The 17,694-nt window shown below is 58.8% G+C and carries 14 protein-coding genes; 9 read left to right on the forward strand and 5 right to left on the reverse strand.

What is annotated here, in order from left to right; translation table 11 throughout:
• Positions 1 to 394: 394 nt before the first annotated feature.
• From eat to VN623_RS00830, 4 genes are all read left to right on the forward strand, one after another.
• On the forward strand, positions 395 to 1,804 hold the full coding sequence (gene eat, locus VN623_RS00815; protein WP_325567117.1) for an ethanolamine permease: 1,410 nt from the start codon (positions 395 to 397) through the stop codon (positions 1,802 to 1,804).
• Between the two features lie 19 nt (positions 1,805 to 1,823).
• Entirely contained in the window at positions 1,824 to 3,212 is a 1,389-nt protein-coding gene (locus tag VN623_RS00820; RefSeq protein WP_325567118.1) for an ethanolamine ammonia-lyase subunit EutB, read from the forward strand.
• Between the two features lie 9 nt (positions 3,213 to 3,221).
• Positions 3,222 to 4,034, forward strand: coding sequence for an ethanolamine ammonia-lyase subunit EutC (gene eutC, locus VN623_RS00825; RefSeq protein WP_325567119.1), 813 nt, complete (start codon positions 3,222 to 3,224; stop codon positions 4,032 to 4,034).
• 946 nt (positions 4,035 to 4,980) lie between these two features.
• Entirely contained in the window at positions 4,981 to 7,374 is a 2,394-nt protein-coding gene (locus tag VN623_RS00830) for a TonB-dependent receptor (RefSeq protein WP_325567120.1), read from the forward strand.
• 198 nt (positions 7,375 to 7,572) lie between these two features.
• On the opposite strand, the gene VN623_RS00835 is transcribed toward VN623_RS00830, so the two are convergent.
• Positions 7,573 to 8,604 (reverse strand): AraC family transcriptional regulator, encoded by a 1,032-nt coding sequence (locus VN623_RS00835; protein ID WP_325567121.1) that lies wholly within the window; start codon positions 8,602 to 8,604, stop codon positions 7,573 to 7,575.
• A gap of 111 nt (positions 8,605 to 8,715) precedes the next feature.
• Between VN623_RS00835 and VN623_RS00840 the strand changes: the two genes are divergently transcribed.
• Together VN623_RS00840 and mddA are read left to right on the forward strand one after the other, a co-directional pair.
• A complete protein-coding gene (locus tag VN623_RS00840) occupies positions 8,716 to 9,072 on the forward strand; it encodes a DUF4242 domain-containing protein (protein ID WP_325567123.1) in 357 nt (118 codons plus the stop codon).
• Between the two features lie 107 nt (positions 9,073 to 9,179).
• Positions 9,180 to 9,908 carry a methanethiol S-methyltransferase gene (gene mddA, locus VN623_RS00845; protein WP_414653138.1) on the forward strand — a complete coding sequence of 243 codons (729 nt, stop codon included), beginning with the start codon at positions 9,180 to 9,182 and terminating at the stop codon, positions 9,906 to 9,908.
• 186 nt (positions 9,909 to 10,094) lie between these two features.
• On the opposite strand, the gene VN623_RS00850 is transcribed toward mddA, so the two are convergent.
• From VN623_RS00850 to VN623_RS00860, 3 genes are read right to left on the reverse strand one after another with little or no spacing between them, the layout of a single operon-like run.
• The gene (locus VN623_RS00850) at positions 10,095 to 11,066 is read right to left on the reverse strand and encodes an HlyD family secretion protein (RefSeq protein WP_325567127.1); all 972 of its coding nucleotides are present in this window, start codon (positions 11,064 to 11,066) and stop codon (positions 10,095 to 10,097) included.
• Between the two features lie 8 nt (positions 11,067 to 11,074).
• Positions 11,075 to 11,278 (reverse strand): DUF1656 domain-containing protein, encoded by a 204-nt coding sequence (locus VN623_RS00855; RefSeq protein ID WP_325567129.1) that lies wholly within the window; start codon positions 11,276 to 11,278, stop codon positions 11,075 to 11,077.
• The gene (locus VN623_RS00860; RefSeq protein WP_325567132.1) at positions 11,275 to 13,338 is read right to left on the reverse strand and encodes an FUSC family protein; all 2,064 of its coding nucleotides are present in this window, start codon (positions 13,336 to 13,338) and stop codon (positions 11,275 to 11,277) included. Before VN623_RS00860 ends, VN623_RS00855 begins: the two co-directional genes overlap by 4 nt.
• A gap of 349 nt (positions 13,339 to 13,687) precedes the next feature.
• Between VN623_RS00860 and VN623_RS00865 the strand changes: the two genes are divergently transcribed.
• Together VN623_RS00865 and VN623_RS00870 are read left to right on the forward strand one after the other, a co-directional pair.
• Complete coding sequence (locus tag VN623_RS00865; protein WP_325567134.1) at positions 13,688 to 15,460, forward strand: PQQ-dependent dehydrogenase, methanol/ethanol family; 1,773 nt, start codon at positions 13,688 to 13,690, stop codon at positions 15,458 to 15,460.
• Positions 15,461 to 15,500: 40 nt separating this feature from the next.
• Positions 15,501 to 15,986: a c-type cytochrome gene (locus VN623_RS00870; protein ID WP_325567136.1), complete on the forward strand. Its 486-nt coding sequence runs from the start codon at positions 15,501 to 15,503 to the stop codon at positions 15,984 to 15,986.
• Between the two features lie 155 nt (positions 15,987 to 16,141).
• Here the strand turns inward: VN623_RS00870 and VN623_RS00875 are convergent, their stop codons facing one another.
• Positions 16,142 to 16,699, reverse strand: coding sequence for a cytochrome P460 family protein (locus VN623_RS00875; protein WP_325567138.1), 558 nt, complete (start codon positions 16,697 to 16,699; stop codon positions 16,142 to 16,144).
• A gap of 629 nt (positions 16,700 to 17,328) precedes the next feature.
• On the opposite strand from VN623_RS00875, the gene VN623_RS00880 reads away from it, so the two are divergent.
• Positions 17,329 to 17,694, forward strand: a 366-nt coding sequence (locus tag VN623_RS00880) for a metallophosphoesterase family protein (protein ID WP_414653136.1), incomplete at its 3' end; no start/stop codon positions are given.

Raw genomic sequence — 17,694 nt, forward strand, 5'->3', positions numbered from 1 at the left:
GCCAATATCCATCGTGTTCCGGGTGCTGCCCCCGAGGTTTCTGGGGAAAGACCCGCTCCCAACTCCGATGAGCCATTGTAGTCATACTGTAGGGCGAGCTGAAAGCCCGGTGATTGGTCATTTTGAATCTTATTCCGGCAACAAACCAAAGCCGCAGGTGCCGAAAACGGATAGCGCGGGTGCCCCGATCGCTGTTAGATCGGGCGTACAATGAACTACACGGCTCGACGCTGCCGAAAACGGATAGTCAGAGTTGCCTCTGAGAAGAATATTTTCGTCATTGCCCGACTTGAATTCGTAGACAGATCAGAAAACCCGATTAGTTACCGCAAGTTCGACCGCAGTCGAAACTTTGAATCAGCCTGCGGCGTCCCCAAAAGGCAGGGAGACCAACATGGAACCAACGGCGTCAGGTGGCATCGGCTACGAAAAGGTCGAGAAGGACTATTTCGAAAACCGGCAATTGAAACGCGGCGCGGCCGGCTGGCTCCTGCTCGTCGGCCTGGGTGTCGCTTACGTCGTCTCCGGCGATTTTGCCGGTTGGAATTTCGGCCTGAAGCAGGGCGGTTGGGGCGGTCTCTTTCTCGCGTCTCTCCTCATGGCGACGATGTACACATGCATGTGTTTCGCCCTTGCGGAGCTGGCGACGATCGCGCCGACGGCCGGTGGAGGATACGGCTTTGCACGCCGCGCTTTTGGGCCATGGGGCGGCTTTCTGTGCGGCATCGCGATCCTGATCGAATACGCCATCGCGCCGGCAGCCATCGCCGTCTTCATAGGCGCCTACTGCAAATCGCTGTTCGGCATCGATGGCTGGATGGTCTACCTCGGGTTTTACGTGGTGTTTCTCGGGATTCATGTTTACGGCGCCGGCGAAGCCCTGAGACTCATTTTTGCGATTACGGCGCTGGCCGTTATCGCACTCGTCGTCTTTATCGTTTCGATGATCCCGTATTTCAGTGCTGACAGATTGTTTGACATTGCGCAGACCGACGCCGCGGGCGCCAGCCCGTTTCTTCCCTTCGGATACCTCGGTATTTGGGCTGCGATCCCCTATGCGATGTGGTTCTTCCTGGCGATCGAGGGTGTTCCCCTCGCGGCGGAAGAAACCCAGGATCCCAAACGCGATCTGCCCCGCGGTTTGATTGGCGGAATGCTGGTCCTGCTGGCATCGTGCGCCTTGATCCTGATATTTGGCCCAGGTGGCGCCGGATCGGCCGCGTTGCAGAATTCCGGCAATCCCCTCGTTGAGGCTTTGGAATCCCCGAATGTCTTCGGCGGACCGACGCTCGTCAGCCGGTTCGTGAATTTCGTCGGGCTTGCAGGACTTATCGCGAGCTTCTTCTCGATCATCTACGGGTACTCACGTTTGGTTTTTGCAATGTCGCGTGCCGGTTATTTGCCCCGCGTGCTCTCATTGACCAACAAGCGCCAGACGCCGTACGTGGCGTTGATCGTGCCCGGCATCATCGGGTTCCTGCTGTCGATCACGGGGCAGGGCGATCTGCTGATCCTCGTGGCCGTGTTCGGTGCGACGGTTTCCTACGTGATGATGATGGCGTCGCACATCGCGCTCAGGATCCGCGAACCGAACCTTCCGCGGCCGTACCGGACCCCCGGCGGCATGATAACATCGGGGGTAGCGCTGATCCTGGCGTGCATTGCCGTCGTGGCAGGCTTCCTCGTCGATCCGCGCGTACTCATTGGCGTTGCCATTGTCTACGCGATCTTCATTGCTTACTTTGCATTCTACAGCCGCCATCATCTGGTAGCCGCCGCTCCGGGTGAAGAAGCTCATATCTGACAAATTGCGGGTGGACGCGATGAGCTATGTGCAGACAGTCGATGTTCATCGATACATCTTTGAAAACCTCAAGGTGTTGCTGGCGAAAGCCAGCCCCGCCCGATCTGGAGACTATCTCGCGGGCACTGCCGCCGGAGATGACGAAGAGCGCGTGGCCGCACAGATGGCGTTAGCGGACGTACCGCTGAAGTCATTCCTCACCGAACACGTCGTTCCCTATGAGGATGACGAGGTCACGCGCCTCATCGTCGATAAGCACGATGCAAAGGCCTTCGCCGCGGTATCGCATTTGACCGTCGGCGGACTCCGCGACTGGCTGTTGTCGGATAACGCTCAGGAGAAATCGCTCGCCGCGCTGGCATCAGGTTTAACGCCTGAGATGGTCGCTGCCGTGTCGAAGATCAGCCGCAACCAGGACCTCGTACTCATCGCGCAGAAATGTCGTGTCGTGACCAAGTTTCGCAACACCATTGGGCTCAAGGGGCGGCTATCGACGCGCCTGCAACCCAACCACCCGACGGACGATAGTGCCGGCATTGCCGCCAGTATCGTCGACGGGCTGATGTACGGTAACGGCGACGCGGTTATCGGCATCAATCCTGCGACCGACAGCATCTCAGCAGTCACCACTCTGCTCAAGATGCTGAACGAGATCATCGCACGCTACAACATCCCGACACAGTCCTGCGTGTTGACACATGTCACGAGCAGCATCGAGGCGATCAATCGTGGCGCACCTGTCGATCTTGTGTTCCAGTCGATTGCCGGAACCGAAGCCGCGAATAGAAGCTTCGGCATCACTCTCGAAACTCTGCGCGAAGGCCGCGAGGCAGGGCTAAGTCTGCAGCGCGGCACGGTCGGCAACAACGTCATGTATTTTGAGACCGGTCAGGGCAGCGCACTCTCAGCCAACGCGCATCACGGCGTCGATCAGCAGACCCTTGAAGCAAGAGCTTATGGGGTAGCGCGTCAGTTCAAGCCATTAATCGTGAATACCGTCGTCGGCTTCATCGGCCCCGAATATCTTTACGACGGCAAGCAGATTATCCGCGCCGGCCTCGAAGACCATTTCTGCGGCAAGCTACTCGGCGTCCCGATGGGATGCGATATCTGCTACACAAACCATGCCGAGGCCGACCAGAACGACATGGACGTGCTGTTGACGATGCTCGCGGTGGCGGGCGTCAACTTCATCATGGGCATCCCCGGCTCCGACGACGTCATGTTGAACTACCAGACGACGTCGTTCCACGACGCCCTCTATGCACGTCGCGTGCTCGGCCTGAAGGCTGCGCCGGAATTCGAAGATTGGCTGCAGGAGTCCGGAATTTTCACCGCCGGCGAGCAGATCGGGCTTTCCGATGCCCTGGCGCCGGCCTTTCAACGCGCCTTGGCGCATCTTCACTGAGGTCACCTGATGGCCAACGATCGAAGTCCGACGGTCGTTTCGAACCCGTGGGCGAAGCTTCGGCAATATACGCCGGCGCGGATTGCACTCGGCCGTTCGGGCACGAGTTTGCCGACGAAACCGCATCTTGAATTTCAGTTGGCTCACGCGCGCGCCCGCAAAGCCGTGCATCACGAACTCGACATAGAGGCCTTGCGAGCCGAGCTTCAGGCGCAAGGACTTGAGGTCGTCGTGACACACAGCGCTGCCGACTGCCGCCCCGTCTATCTGCAACGTCCCGACAAAGGACGAATGCTGGACGAGGCTTCGCGCCAAGCCGTTGCGGCCTTGCCGAAGCCAAGCGAGCCGTATGATGTCGCCTTTGTCATCGGAGACGGCCTCTCCGCGCTCGCAATCGAACAAAACGCGGCGCCGTTTCTCGCGGCCACGATACCGGCCCTTCGAAGTGGCGGCTGGCGCATGGCGCCGATAGTTGTCGTAAAGGAAGCGCGGGTGGCGGTGGGCGACGAAGTCGGAGAACTCCTCGGCGCGTCGATGGTCGTCGTCTTGATCGGTGAGCGCCCGGGCCTCAGTTCACCCGATAGCCTCGGCATCTACATGACGCTCAACCCTCGCAGCGGCCTTACCGACGAAGCCCGAAATTGCATCTCGAATGTACGCAAAGAGGGCCTGAGTTACGCCGTTGCCGCACACAAACTCTTGTTCCTGATGAACGAAGCGCGTCGCCGGCAAATCTCTGGCGTGCACTTGAAGGACGAGGCGGAGTCGATGCCTCAAACGATCACACAGTCCGCCAAGAATTTCCTGACCGATTCCGAATGAGAGCGCATGCGAGGCACCCGACCCCGCCCCATTGTCATCGACGGAGTATGTCGGGCCGATTTCAGGACGCATCGCTAAATCAGACCTCAACGCGTCCTGCGTGTTTCAATACCATCGCCAGCGACGACAAACGTGGCCCACACCCCACACCGCGCATCTGCGGACGCCGCGTATGGTTCTTCTGGATACGCAGACACCACGAACTCGTGTCCTACCCAATCCGCATCCATAGGCGACTTGTGTGGTCACGCCGTCGGACTGATGAAGAGGCGCCCGTGGCATAGCTTGTGCCGACACTCCGATGGCTAAAGCAATGGCAGTGACACCAATCAACTTGATCATGGTCTTCTCCCAGGTAGCTTCTAACGGAATACGTAGAACCTGACCCACCTAGCTCTGCCAGACTGCCTTGGCGGACTTAAGCGGTCAACGGAATAACCAGTAGCGCCAGCGAAAAATGCGTCTGTGAAGTACCGAGGCTATGGCAGGCGCTCGTACTTAACAGGGTGGAGCTGTTCGATCTGGCGGCCCACCTTCGTTAGCCACGAAACTCGCAGAAGCGAAGTCCACACGAGTGAAAAAATCTCAGACCCGGATCACGAAGCTGGTTTCGCAATGGCGAGGCCGCTGTGACCGACACGTTCCGCCTCCGACTTTCCGACCCGCCGTCGACATCCGAGGGCTTTTTCGACGTTTCGGACTGAGCTCCGCAGACACTGGGCTCGAGCGCGGTTTCGTGCGACCGTAGTCAAACGACAAAATGGACGTCGCTAAAGGCAAGAACCCGACATCCGTCCTAAGTTAATGATGTCGTTTTACGTAAGCGCTGCACGGCGGCGACATCTTCCCGCACTTGAATATTGATTGTTTACTTTTTCGGTACACTTACGCTATGCCCCCATAAGGGTCGCTTCGCGCGATCAATTTTTTCCGGGGGGGAAACTCAATGTTGCGTTCGTGTGCGGCGCTTATGTGCCGTTCTTCGTCAGGTCTGCTTTTTTCGCTAGCGTCGTTTGCTACAGCCCTAACTAACTCAGCTGCACTGGCCGAGGACGGGTCAAAGCAGGTTGAGCTGCCGCCGGTTACAGTCGATGTCAGCGATCAGAGCAAGGGAACAAAAAAGCCCCCAAAGCTAAAAAGCAAAAGCAATTCATCGAAGCCGGCAGCGACGGCAAAGAAGGCGCCGCCCGCGGAAGCGGCGCAAGGTGGTGGCGCTAATGCTAGCGCCAACGCTGATCCGGACGGCGACATCGGCATTCCTCTACCCGACGCGCAGGGCGACATTGGCTACAGAGCCACGCGTTCAAGCAGCTCAACGAAAACCGACACGCCGCTGCGCAACATTCCGCAATCGATTTCGGTCATCACCGACAAGGAAATCAAGGACAAGGCCAGTCAGAGCATCGGCGATGTCGTCAAATACGTGCCCGGCATCGAAGTTCACCAGGGCGAGGGCAATCGAGACCAAATATCCATACGCGGTCAAAACGCCTCGACCGCGGACTTCTTCGTCAACGGGGTTCGCGACGACGCCCAGGTTTTTCGCGACCTGTACAACACCGAGCGGCTCGAAGTGCTGAAGGGTCCGGCGGCGCTGGCTTTCGGCCGCGGCGGTGCCGGAGGAGTCCTCAATCGCGTTACCAAGCAAGCTGACTTCGCGACACACGATGAAGCAACTGTGGAAGTCGGAAGCTTCGATCATAAGCGCGCTGTCATCGACGTTGACCGCAAGATCACGGCCGATTTCGGCGCACGCATCACATCGATGTTCGAGGACAGCGGCTCGTACCGCGACGGCGTCGACTTGCAGCGTTGGGGGATAAATCCCACGCTGGCTTTCAGGCCGTGGGATCGCACGACGGTCGTCTTGGACTACGAGCACTACGAGGATCACCGGACGGCCGATCGCGGAATTCCATCGGAACGTGTGAAAGGTCAAACGGGCATCGTCGGACCTTCGCCGGCTGCGTATTCCACCTTCTTCGGCAATCCGGACGATAGTTTCGTCAACGCCGTCGTAGACCGCACATCGGCGACGATCGAGCACACAACCGACTTCGGCCTCAAAGTCCGCAACGTCACGCAATACGCAAATTACGACAGGATGTATCAAAACATCTATGCCGGAGGCCCCTTCGATCCCAACACTGGCTTGGTGCCGATCGTTGCCTACAACAACATCAACAACCGGGAAAACCTCTTCAACCAAACCGACTTCACCTACAAGTTCGGCGACGGTTGGATGCGTCATACCGTATTGGCTGGAGCCGAGTTCGGCCATCAGAACTCGTTCAACTTCCGTCATAGCGGGGAGTTCGATATCTCGGGGGGTAACGGCGAGTGCGTAAGCTTTGGTCCGGGCAACAACCTGCTGACGGGCACCTGCTTTGTGAAATTTACCGATCCGACGATCTACTCGCCTCCGGTGTCCTTCGCGACTCCAACCACACACAACAGCGTCAGCTCCAACGTGCAGTCGTTCTACGTTCAGGATCAGATTGAGATAACGCGCTACTTGGAAATCGTTGGTGGGGTTCGCCACGATTCTTTTAACACCGAGGTCACCAACCTGTTTCCAGGGACCGGCGCTCCAGGCCGGTTCGGCCAGGAAGACAACTTTTACTCGCCTCGCGCCGGAGTCATCTTGAAGCCTACCGACGACGTTTCACTATACGCCAGCTACAGCACGACCTACTTGCCGGCCTCCGGTGATCAGTTCGGCAGCGTCACCACGGCGACGCAAAAGCTTGAACCGGAAAAATACGAGAACTACGAAGTCGGCTTGAAGTGGGATCTCTCCGAATCGCTGGCATTCACGGCGGCGGCGTATGAAGTCGATCGCACGAACGTGCGTTTCGCTCAGCCGGATGGCACTTTCCTGCAGACAGGAAAATCGGAAGTCCAGGGCGTCGAAGTTACGCTTACGGGTTACGTCACCGACAGGTGGCAGGTCGCTGCGGGATACGGCCATCAGACGGGCGAGCTGACGAGCGCAACTTCAACTGTACTCGTTGCGGGAACCCCGCTTCCGTTGCTGCCGAGCGACACCTTCTCGTTGTGGAACCGTTACCAGCTTACGGGCGATTTGGGACTAGGCGTGGGAGTCGTCTATCACTCGGAGTTTTTCGCGGCGCTGCAGCCCGAAAGCAATCTCGTCGAGCTTCCAGCTTTTACGACCGTCGACGCGGCGCTGTATTACCGCATCAACGATCATCTGAAAGTTCAGCTTAACGCCACCAACCTCTTCAACGAGGGCTACATCGTAAGCGCCGACGGAAACGACAATCTGACGCCAGGCGCGCCCAGAACATTCTTCGTGTCTCTCACTTCCAACTTTTGAGAAGCGATCGCTTTCGGTAGTCGCAGGACACCACGGCGCATCAAGCACATAAATAGAGAAGCCCGGCTTTCAGCCGGGCTTTTCCGCATTTTCCAAGAATTGAGTGGCGCTCAATTGAGAGCGCTCCAATGCGCGGCATGCAAGCAACCGCACCGCAAGGCATACGTATCCACTCGGTGCGAGGAACCAGCCCCACTGCTAGGGTTTCTGACTCCGAGGATCGGGGGAAAGTGGCCCGACGTTTCGCCGCGACCCGTCGTCGTCGAGACGGCGACGCCAAGCAGAGGGTGGTACCCCCACCAACTTCTTGAACGCGCGGCTGAAGGCCGCCTCGGACCCATAACCGATTTCGGCTGCAACGGTTGCAATATTGGTGTTGCCATCGCTCAGAAGTCCCGACGCGATCTGCATGCGCCATTTTGTGAGATAGTACATGGGCGGCATGCCGACGAGGTCGGCGAAGCGCTCCGCCAGCACCGAGCGTGACAGCCCTACGTCTTTGGCCAACTCCTCGATCGTCCAGTTCCATGCTGGTTTTGCGTGCATCAGTGACAAAGTCTTGCCGACGAACGGGTCGCGCAGACCCGCGAGCCATCCTGCTTGCTCCGGCGGGAGCGCTTCCAGATGCCGACGGATCACCTCGATGAACATCAACTCGCTCAGCTTGGCCAACACGCTTTCCCCACCGGCGCGTTTGTTCGCGGATTCGAGCGCCGCCACGCGGATAAACTGGCTAAGCCAGTTTGCATCGTCGCCCCGATTGCCTCTGACCTTGATAACCGGCGGTAGGTTGTCGAGAAGCGGATTGAACGGTTGGGCGTCGCAGGCGAGGTAACCGCAGACGAACTTGGCCGAGACTGGCCCCTCGCCGCCGTAGTTGATGAAGAACGGCAATTGGCCGGCGGCAGCAGCGTCAAGAGCGTCGGGCGCGACGCGGTCGGCGCGCATGCCCGGACTACTCGATAGGATATGCGGATCGCTTCTAGTGAAGACTATGACTTCGCCGGCCTCGATCGCGATCGGTTCTTCGCCGATGATATTGGCAAAGCAACGGCCTTCGGTGATCACATGGTACGCGATCAGATGCTCGGCACCCGGCAGGATTTTCGGCAGGATCATTTCTCGCGGTGGCGACTCGGCGACCCACGGAGCCGCTGCAATAACGTCAAAGAACGTCGCGCCGGTAAGCCGAACCGTCTTCAAGACATCAGATAGCGCGTCAGCTGCCATTCTATCTCCGCCAGACGCCCGAGCATCTGATCAAGACGTCCTATCAAAAGACCCGAGATTTCCGACGCCGCGTCAAGCATCGCGGACGCCTAGTCATTCGCGTCCGCTGCCATGCAGCTTAGGAAACCGACCGTCGCGATCGCCTCCAAGATAGGACCAAACATCATGGATCTCTATGTCATTCGCCGCCCGAGCGCATGGGCGGACTTGGCTGAACTCGAAGCCGCTGGCGCCAAATCGGCCAAGATCGGCAACGAAGAGATGTCCGACCGGGTCCGCTGGATCCGCAGCTATATAGTCAAGGAGGCTGACGGACGGCTCGGATCGTTCTGCATTTACCAGGCGAGAGATCCTGAATCGATCCGCGAGCACGCGCGGCGCGTCGGCATGCCCGGAAATGAGATCTTCCCGGTCGTCAACACCGTCGTCATTCGCGACGATCCGATAGACGCAAACTCCACCGCCTGAGCTCTGCCACCGATGCGAATTAAATGGAGCGAACCATGATTCAGTTTCACGGCACGCTTTCGCAAGGATCAGCGAAGCAGTCCACATTTGCCGGCAAGAAAGGCCTGATTAATCGGACGATTGCTTTAATTTATGGAGTCGCGGCCTATGCCGTGTTCTTCGTCACTTTTCTCTACGCCATAGGCTTCGTCGACGGGCTAGTAGTGCCAAAGACTATCGATTCTGGTGACGTGACGCCGTTGGCCGAAGCGATGATAATCAACATGTCGCTTCTGGCAGTGTTTGCCATCCAACACAGCGTGATGGCGCGCCCGCAGTTCAAACGATGGTGGACGCAATTCGTGCCAAAATCGATTGAGCGCAGCACTTATGTGCTGTTGGCCAGCTTGGCGCTTGCCCTGCTGCTCTGGCAATGGCAGCCAATACCGGCAGTGGTCTGGCAGATTGGAAATCCGCAGACCGCAGCAGCGGTAACAGGCTTATCGCTGGCAGGCTGGCTGTTCGCTCTGACCAGCACGTTCTTGATCAGCCACTTCGAACTGTTCGGGCTGCATCAAGTGGCCAGCAATCTCGCTGGCAATCAAACGCAGACACCGAGTTTCCGGACGCCGCTGTTCTACAAGTTCGTGCGGCACCCGATCTACCTCGGCTTGATCATCGCATTCTGGGCGGCGCCGACGATGACTGTTGGCCACCTGGTGTTCGCGGTTGGGACGACCGCATACATCTTCGTTGGCATAATGTTGGAAGAGCGCGATTTGATCGATCTCTTCGGCGACGAATACCGCCGCTATAAGGACCGCGTGTCGATGCTGGTACCTTGGCGAACTGAATAGTTGCTCTCGCGCCCCTGGTATCCCCCACCTGGGCAGTCCCTCGCGCCTTATAAGAGCAGCTCGTTGAGCCCTGAAGCAATGGCATATTTCTGAGCTTCAGGGCTCACTCCCCTTCGAACGACGCCACCTCTGGATCATCATCCAGATAACGCTTCCCGCCATACAGCATTTCACAAATCGCTATGGTCATTTGTCCGCTTTGGACTGCGGATCGATTTGCACGGTAGCCGTCATGCCGGCTGACAAGCGCACGCCGTCCGGGACCTGATCGATGTGGATGCGAACGGGGACGCGCTGAGCTAAGCGCACCCAGGTGAAGATCGGGTTCACCGAGGCGAGGCCCGACGGGTCCGGCTGCGCATTCGCGACGTTGATGCCGCGGGCGATGCTGTCGACGTGGCCGCGAACGATTTGATTGTAACCCATCAACTTGATGGTTGCCGGGTCGCCCTCACGGATCGTGCTGAGATTGGTCTCTTCGAAATAGCCATCGACCCAGAAAGAGTTCGCTTTGACCACGGAGATGCTCTTGTCCCCGACGTTGACGTAGTCGCCGAGCTGCGTCAGCAAGTTGGTTATGTAGCCATCAACCGGGGACAGGATGCGCGTGCGTTTGAGGTTTGCCCGCGCCTGGTCGAGATTGGCCAGGGACAGCTGATAGGCCGCACTGGCGCTCTGGGCATTGCTCGCGAAAACCTGCTGCTCCTCCTCCGAAACTGACAGGGTGGTCTGCTTCCGCCGGCGCTCAGACTGCGCTTGTGCGCTCTTTGCGGTCGCGTTCGCTTGGTCCACGGCCGCCTCGGCTTGACGGACGGCGATCTCGTAGTTCGTGGGATCGATCACCATCAAGAGGTCGCCCTTGCGCACGAACTGGTTGTCGGCAACCGGCAACTCAACGATTCGTCCGGCGACCTCCGGCGCCAACGTCACCACATAGACGCGCACGGTGCCGTCCCGCGTCCAGGGCGCGGCTACGTAAGCCCGCCACATCGCGTAAGAGAGTAGAGCCGCCAGCGCGACAGTGCCGAGCGTGACCAGAACCGGAACGGCTCGGATGCGTGACCGACGTTTGTTGCGGCCGCCGGGAGGAGACAGGACTCCATCGCCGCGTTCTGGCCTTACCTGCTCCTTTTCCGACTTGAGCTGGATATCGGACATCGGCGACCTCAGAGCGCGACAAGAAGGATGATGGTTGAGAGCACAATCATGTAGACCGCGAACCAGAACAGGGCAGGGTGCCAGACCTGCCGCAACAGATCAAAACGGTCCGCGGCCCGGCGCAACGGGATCAGGATCAACCACGCACCGATCATCATCAACGAGATCGGCGCGACATACACGCCGAACAGATCGATTTCGGTGAACCTCATCTGGGTACTCCTGAATCGAAATAGGAGGCATGCTGTGCGAGTACTTCCTGTATCGCGCGGATGCTGCCGCGCGCCCGGAGACGGTCTGCCGCTCTCGGGCCAGCGGCGGGCAGCTCCGTGAGAATGCGGTCGATTTCGGCCATGCGCTCCATTGCAATCATGGTGTTGCCTTGGGCCACCGCATCGAGCGCCTCGTCGATGTCGGGGTCTAACCCGAGCCGGTGCGCCATGCGGCGCAGCCGGATGATTTCTGTTCCCATTGATATCACTGCGACGAGCCGCGCCAGTTGCAATGGTTCTACCTGGCCCGACAACGCCGCGCAGCGGCCGTACACTCGAACGTCCCAGTCGTCGGACGTCGGCTGGATTCTGCCCGCCGCCAGACGCCGCACGTCGCGCAATGTGAGGGCCAGTAGGCGTCGAACCCGTGCTGCTTGCGATAGCGGCGGCAGTAGGACCAGAGCCAGCATCGTAGCGCCTACGCCCGCGAATATGGCTAACGCAATATTGTAAAATTCTTTGGTGTCGTAAGTCATCTGATTGGCGGGGGCGAGGAGTGGAATAAAGAATACGGTGGCGGTGAGTGTGAAAACCGGCCCCTGCCAGGGCTGGAAGGAAAGGGCGCCCACGGGCACCAGAACGATGCCGATCGCGAGGCAAAAGCCGGGGAAGGTTTGCACAGCCGGCAGCACTCCGAATTTGACCATACCCGCCAGCACTGTCGCGAAGGCGATGCCGAACATGAAAGTCTTGGCGCCGGCGTAGGCCCGATCCTCCTGTGGCGAGAGCAGAATGATGCTGATCGCGGCGAAGGTTATGGCCAAGGCGCCGTTGGGCCATGCCGTCACGATCCAGAAGAGCTCGACGAAAACGAGCGTGACGAACACGCGTACTGCACCGATACAAGCTGGCAGCGGATCGGGCATGCGGAACCTGGCGACGCGTCGGCGAGGCACTGGTCCGGCGGGATCGGCAAGCAGTGCCAGCCCATCCAACGCATGCGATATGCCGAGCAGCGCCGCGGCCGTCGCGTCGGCCATGAGCCGTAGCGTCGGCGTGCCCGCCGGAAGCACCACCAAGGCTCGCACTGCGGCTCTGCAGAGTTGGCACATCATTGATGGCTCGCGCGCCCAGATTGCCGCGTCGCCCCGCGTCGTCGCCAAGCGCAATGCCTGCGGAAGGCTTCGAAGGATGAGATCCGCTTCCCGGCGGCCTTGCTCGTTTGGCATCCGCTCGAGGCAGTTGGCCACCGTGCGCCAGCCGGAGAGTGCCGCAAACAAGCCGTCGACCGCCGTGCGCAAAACGGACACGCGATAGCGCAGTCCGGCGGACTCGCCGATCGCTTCTTCGATGACTGGCCCGAGCGCGACCACCCGCGCGATGAGCCCGCGTCGAACCTGCCGCGTCGCCGCTTGGTCCGGCCCCACTAAGGAGAACGTGCCGGCTAATCGGCCGGCGATTTCCGCGGTAACTGCAGCAATTTGCGACGCGAGCCGCTGCCGCGCGCCTCCGAAGTCTGTCCCCGCGAGTACAATGCCTGCACAGACGATGCCGATGGAGATCGAGGTAGCGCGATCGATCGCAAGGAGGAGCACAGAGCCGTTCGCGCCACCTGTTGCACCGAGCAGATCGCTGGCGATGATCGCCGCCGTGTAGCCGGCCAACGCGGCGGCGTAAGAAGTGTTGTTACGCAAGATCGCCGCGAAGAAGGCGCAGGCGGCGCCCCACAGCGCCAGGCCAAGGAGGAACCCGGTGCGGCTTTGCGGGAAGCACGCAGTTAGGACGACGATCGCCACGGCTCCGATCACCGTCCCGATCACACGGAACGACCCTTTGCGCAGCGAGGCACCAAGAGTCGGCTGACAGACGATCGCCGCAGACGTGCCGGCCCATAGCGCGTTGTCGAGCTGGAGCCAGAACGCTACGTAGAGCGCGAGACACACAGCACCCCAGAGGCGCAAGCCGAAGAGCAGAGCCGGGGTTGCGGACCGTGCGGCGCTTGCCAGCCGCGCGGCATACGGACTCGCGATCTCATGTCGCGAAAACCCGGCTTGGTTCATCGGCGTCTCCACCGTCGGCCTTCTTGCACAGCCCAACGCGCCAGCTCGTCCGACGTTGCATGCGGGCTTTGGCCGTCTTCAATTTCACGAGTCCATCACGCGTCAGGCGCCGGCATAAACTTTGCGGCCTATTGAGTAAGACGCTTTCGCCGGGTCGTCTCTTGTACGCATAAGTGGCTAGAGGTGCGCCGCCGCGGCACCGGACGACGAGCTTCATTAACTCTAAGGTCGACGAGGATCGTCAAAGCTTTGTTCAGAACAACGCCCGCAAGTGGAGCGCGAATTGACAAGCTAAAGCCGTAAGCTTAGCCTTCGAATATGGGGCACCTGGAATGGTGTTGAGGTCGTCATGACCAGCGTTTATCGAGCGTCCTTGTCGATAATTTTATTACTCACCACCTTGATCGCTATTTCGCCTGCGGCGCGTTCTGCCGATGGTGGTCAGTGGACCATGCCGGGCAAAAATTACTCATCGACGCGCTACAGCGAACTGGCGGAAATAACCTCGGACAACGCGAAGGGGCTACACCCGGTCTGGACCTTTTCCACCGGCGTGCTGGGTGGCCATCAGGGGCAGCCCCTGGTCGTCAACAACACGATGTTCGTCGTTACGCCCTATCCAAACGTTCTTTACGCGTTTGATTTGACCAAGGAAGGCTATCCCCTGAAGTGGAAATATCGTCCAACGGTTAGTTCCAATGCGATTGGCGTCGCATGCTGTGACGCCATCAATCGTGGAGCGACTTTCGCTGATGGTCGCATTATTTACAATTTGCTCGACGGGCACACCGTTGCGGTCGATGCCGAAAGCGGCGAGGAACTCTGGAAGACGCAAATTGCCGATATGGCGCAGGGCGAGACAACGCCTATGGCGCCCCTTGTTATAAAGGATCGCGTCATTGTCGGAGCTTCTGGGGGTGAGTTTGGAATCTATGGCTGGCTCAAGGGGCTTGACGCAAAGACAGGTGCGATCGTCTGGACCGGTCACAATTTAGGTCCAGACGCGGACATGCTAGTGAAGCCCGGTTCATTCAAGCCGCACTACGATAAAGAAGTAGAGAATACAGGTACAAAAAGCTGGGACGGTGAATCGTGGTCCTCGGGCGGAGGCCCCGTATGGGGCTGGATTTCGTACGACCCCGACCTTGACCTGCTCTATTATGGATCTGGAAATCCATCGCCCTATAATTCTGAGCAGAGATTGGGCGACAACAAATGGACTGCGAGCGTTCTGGCACGCCGGCCATCTGACGGCTCCCTTATCTGGGCCTATCAGTTCACGCCGCATGATGGCTGGGACTACGATGCGACTTCAGCGCTCATCCTGGCTGACTTACCGATCGCCGGTCAGTCCCGAAAAGTGCTGATCCAGTTCAACAAGAACGGATTTCAATACACTCTCGATCGTGCCACCGGCGAACTGCTTTCTGCTAAACCATACGTCGACGTTAATTGGGCAACGGGTGTCGATCTTGCTACTGGGCGCCCTTCCGTCGTTGAGGCGAAGCTAACCGGCGCGTCGAAGGGACTTATCAAAAACGTATGTCCGAGCCTTGAGGGAGGCGTCAGTCCTGCGGCTCCACCTGCCTATTCTCCGAAGTTGGGCCTTTTCTATACTTCGATCAACAATCTCTGCATGGATTTTGGAGCGACGCCGTCGGCCCGCTTTGCCGGCACTCCGTACATCGGCGGCAACACGCCCTATCACGTCGGTCCAGCGGGCAAGAATCTCGGTGGCTTCATAGCTTGGGATGCGGTGAACGGAAAACGCGTCTGGGGAACGAAGGAGGAGTTCCTGTCATGGAGCGGAGCGCTCGTGACGGCGGGCGACGTAGCTTTCTACGGGACCCTCGACGGGTGGTTCAAATCAGTAAACGCCAAGACGGGCGAAGTGCTGTCGAAATTCAAGATTGGCTCCGGGGTCGTCGGCAATCCGATAACGTACAGCGGACCTGACGGTAAACAGTACGTCGCCGTGTACGCTGGTATCGGCGGAGATTTATCGTTGTTCGCCAATGATACCTCCGCAGACGCTACGGACGTTCGCCCGCCAGCTGATTTCATGCCAGATCTGGCGCGTCATACCAGCCACGGTGGAATAGTCTGGATATTCGGTCTTTAGCGCGTCGTTGGTGCGCAGCAATTGGACCGGGAGAAAGGTCATGAGTAGGGCTTTGTTGAGCGTCTTGGTCGTCATGTCGATGGCAGTGACGGTCGGACCGGCGAGAACCGCTGATAAGACTGCGGAAAGCACGTCTAAGTCCACTCCGTATACGCCGCCAACAATTCGCTATGAAGCCCACATTGCGGCCGGCGGAGCTTTGCCGGACGGAGGGAAGCTCATCAATCCATTCGCCGGTGACAAGAAAGTCATAGCGACGGGCGAGCAAATGTTTTCGTCAATGAATTGTGACGGATGCCACGGCGGGGGCGCGACTGGGTTTGCCGCACCCAGTCTCGCTGACGGACGCTGGCGCTATGGTGGCGCCGACGACGAGCTGTTCCAGACAATCTATTTTGGCCGTCCAAAAGGAATGCCAGCCTTTGGAGGATTGATGTCGCCCGAGGACGTGTGGACGGTGGTGACTTATCTCAAGTCAATTCCAAAACCTGAAGATGTCCCTACTGAGTCATGGGTCGGAAAATAGCTTTCTGCCACATGCGCAATAGCTCACGAAGCCATGGCCCCTCATGCGAACTTCGAGTTCGGTATACTAGAACTGAGTGCGAGGACGAATTCGACGACTGCCGTGGAGGAGACGTTGTCAAATCGGATGGCGATGGTGGCAATCCTGTTGCCCATTCACCTCTTTGGGTACGCCGTGAAAACGTAATCTTTTGACTGCACTATCGTGTGGCACGCGAACCCGCACTTGGCGTCGTGCTCCTGCGGCGGCTGGTCAGCTGTGGTGGCCGGCGTGAACGCGTCGGACGCAGCGTCATATTTAAACGCGCCATATCCCCATCCGCCGCTGTCTGCGAACCGCCTGCTATCCTTTACCATGAAGTCGACGTCATGCAGGACGCCCGGCACCGTCGGTTGACCAGGCGCCTCCTCGTTCTTTTTCGGAGTCCAATGGATCTTCGCCATCTTGGCTCCGTCGGGGAAAGGCTTGCCGTTACCGGGAATGCCAGCACGATAGGCGTCGATCATGATGGGATTGCCGACGATCACTGCAACCAGCTCTTTGGAATGGCTGAGGGCGATAGGCGGCCAGTCTTCGTATCCCTTGAACTCAGAGAACGCGAGCCCATTCGGCACTTTCACCGTGTACTTGTCCTGAGCGGCGAGGGCCAAGCCGCCTGCGACGGCGAGCGATACCGCAATGATTACAGGCTGCGAGTATGGAATTCTCTTCACGGCTCACTCCTGCGCTACGATTTGCAAGTCGCGTTCAGTGGGTTGCTTCAAACGGTGACGGTAAAGTACGTGCGAGCTGCAGTACATTTTGCCCACGCTCCCACTCACGAAGGGAGCATATTATCCGGCGGGCCTCAAGTCTGAGTTGGGTCACGAGCAGGCGTCGGCGGCCGAGCACTAGTCGCTCGTATAGGCGGCGCAAGTTGCCTCGTCAGTCGGTGCTGCAAGTAAACAGGCTTCGCGCTTGATTTCGGGGTGAGGACGAACTTCCGCTCCCGACGCTTCGACGGCTAAACTCTCGTTTTGATAGTATGGGGTAAAGACGCTCATACCGTCTACGATTTGGAAATCACTGTCGCACACGATTGCTTCGCGCGCACGCGAAGCGGCGCACGCCATTCCAACGCATCCTCTGCAGGGCTTGAGACACCGAGACATAAGTCCTCCTTTTGGAGATTGGGCTTGGCTGAACTAGACTCGGTGGCGCGGAGCTTTATTCCCGTCACGGCCTTTGGCTCTCAGGTGCACGGGGCTGTCGTCGGATTTTTTTGAGGAAGGCGGAATAAAACGTCGGATCCCTGAGTCTTACCTCTCGAACCACGATGTCACGGTGTTGAAGGAGGGAGCTCATGGACGATAGCGCAGACGGCCACAAGGTAAATCGACGGCATGCATTGGAATGCATGCTCTGGGCCGGCACGGGCGTCTTGTGGACGGTGGCGGGCGGTGTTCCAAAGTCACTTTCATTGCTCGACGACGCTCAGGCGGCCGCAGCGGCAACGAGTGGCTTCACTTTTATGCAGATTTCCGACAGCCACGTCGGCTTTGACAAACCGGCCAATCCGCATGCCGTCGACACGCTGAAGGAAGCGATAGGCCGGATTGACGCGATGCCGGCAAAACCGGCGTTCCTACTGCACACCGGCGATATTACGCATGGTGCAAAGCCCGCGGAATTCGATGATGCAAACCAGATCATAGGCAGCACGCGTCTC

Origin of the sequence: Hyphomicrobium sp., assembly GCF_035572195.1 — a bacterium.
In the GTDB taxonomy this organism is placed as follows: domain Bacteria; phylum Pseudomonadota; class Alphaproteobacteria; order Rhizobiales; family Hyphomicrobiaceae; genus Hyphomicrobium_B.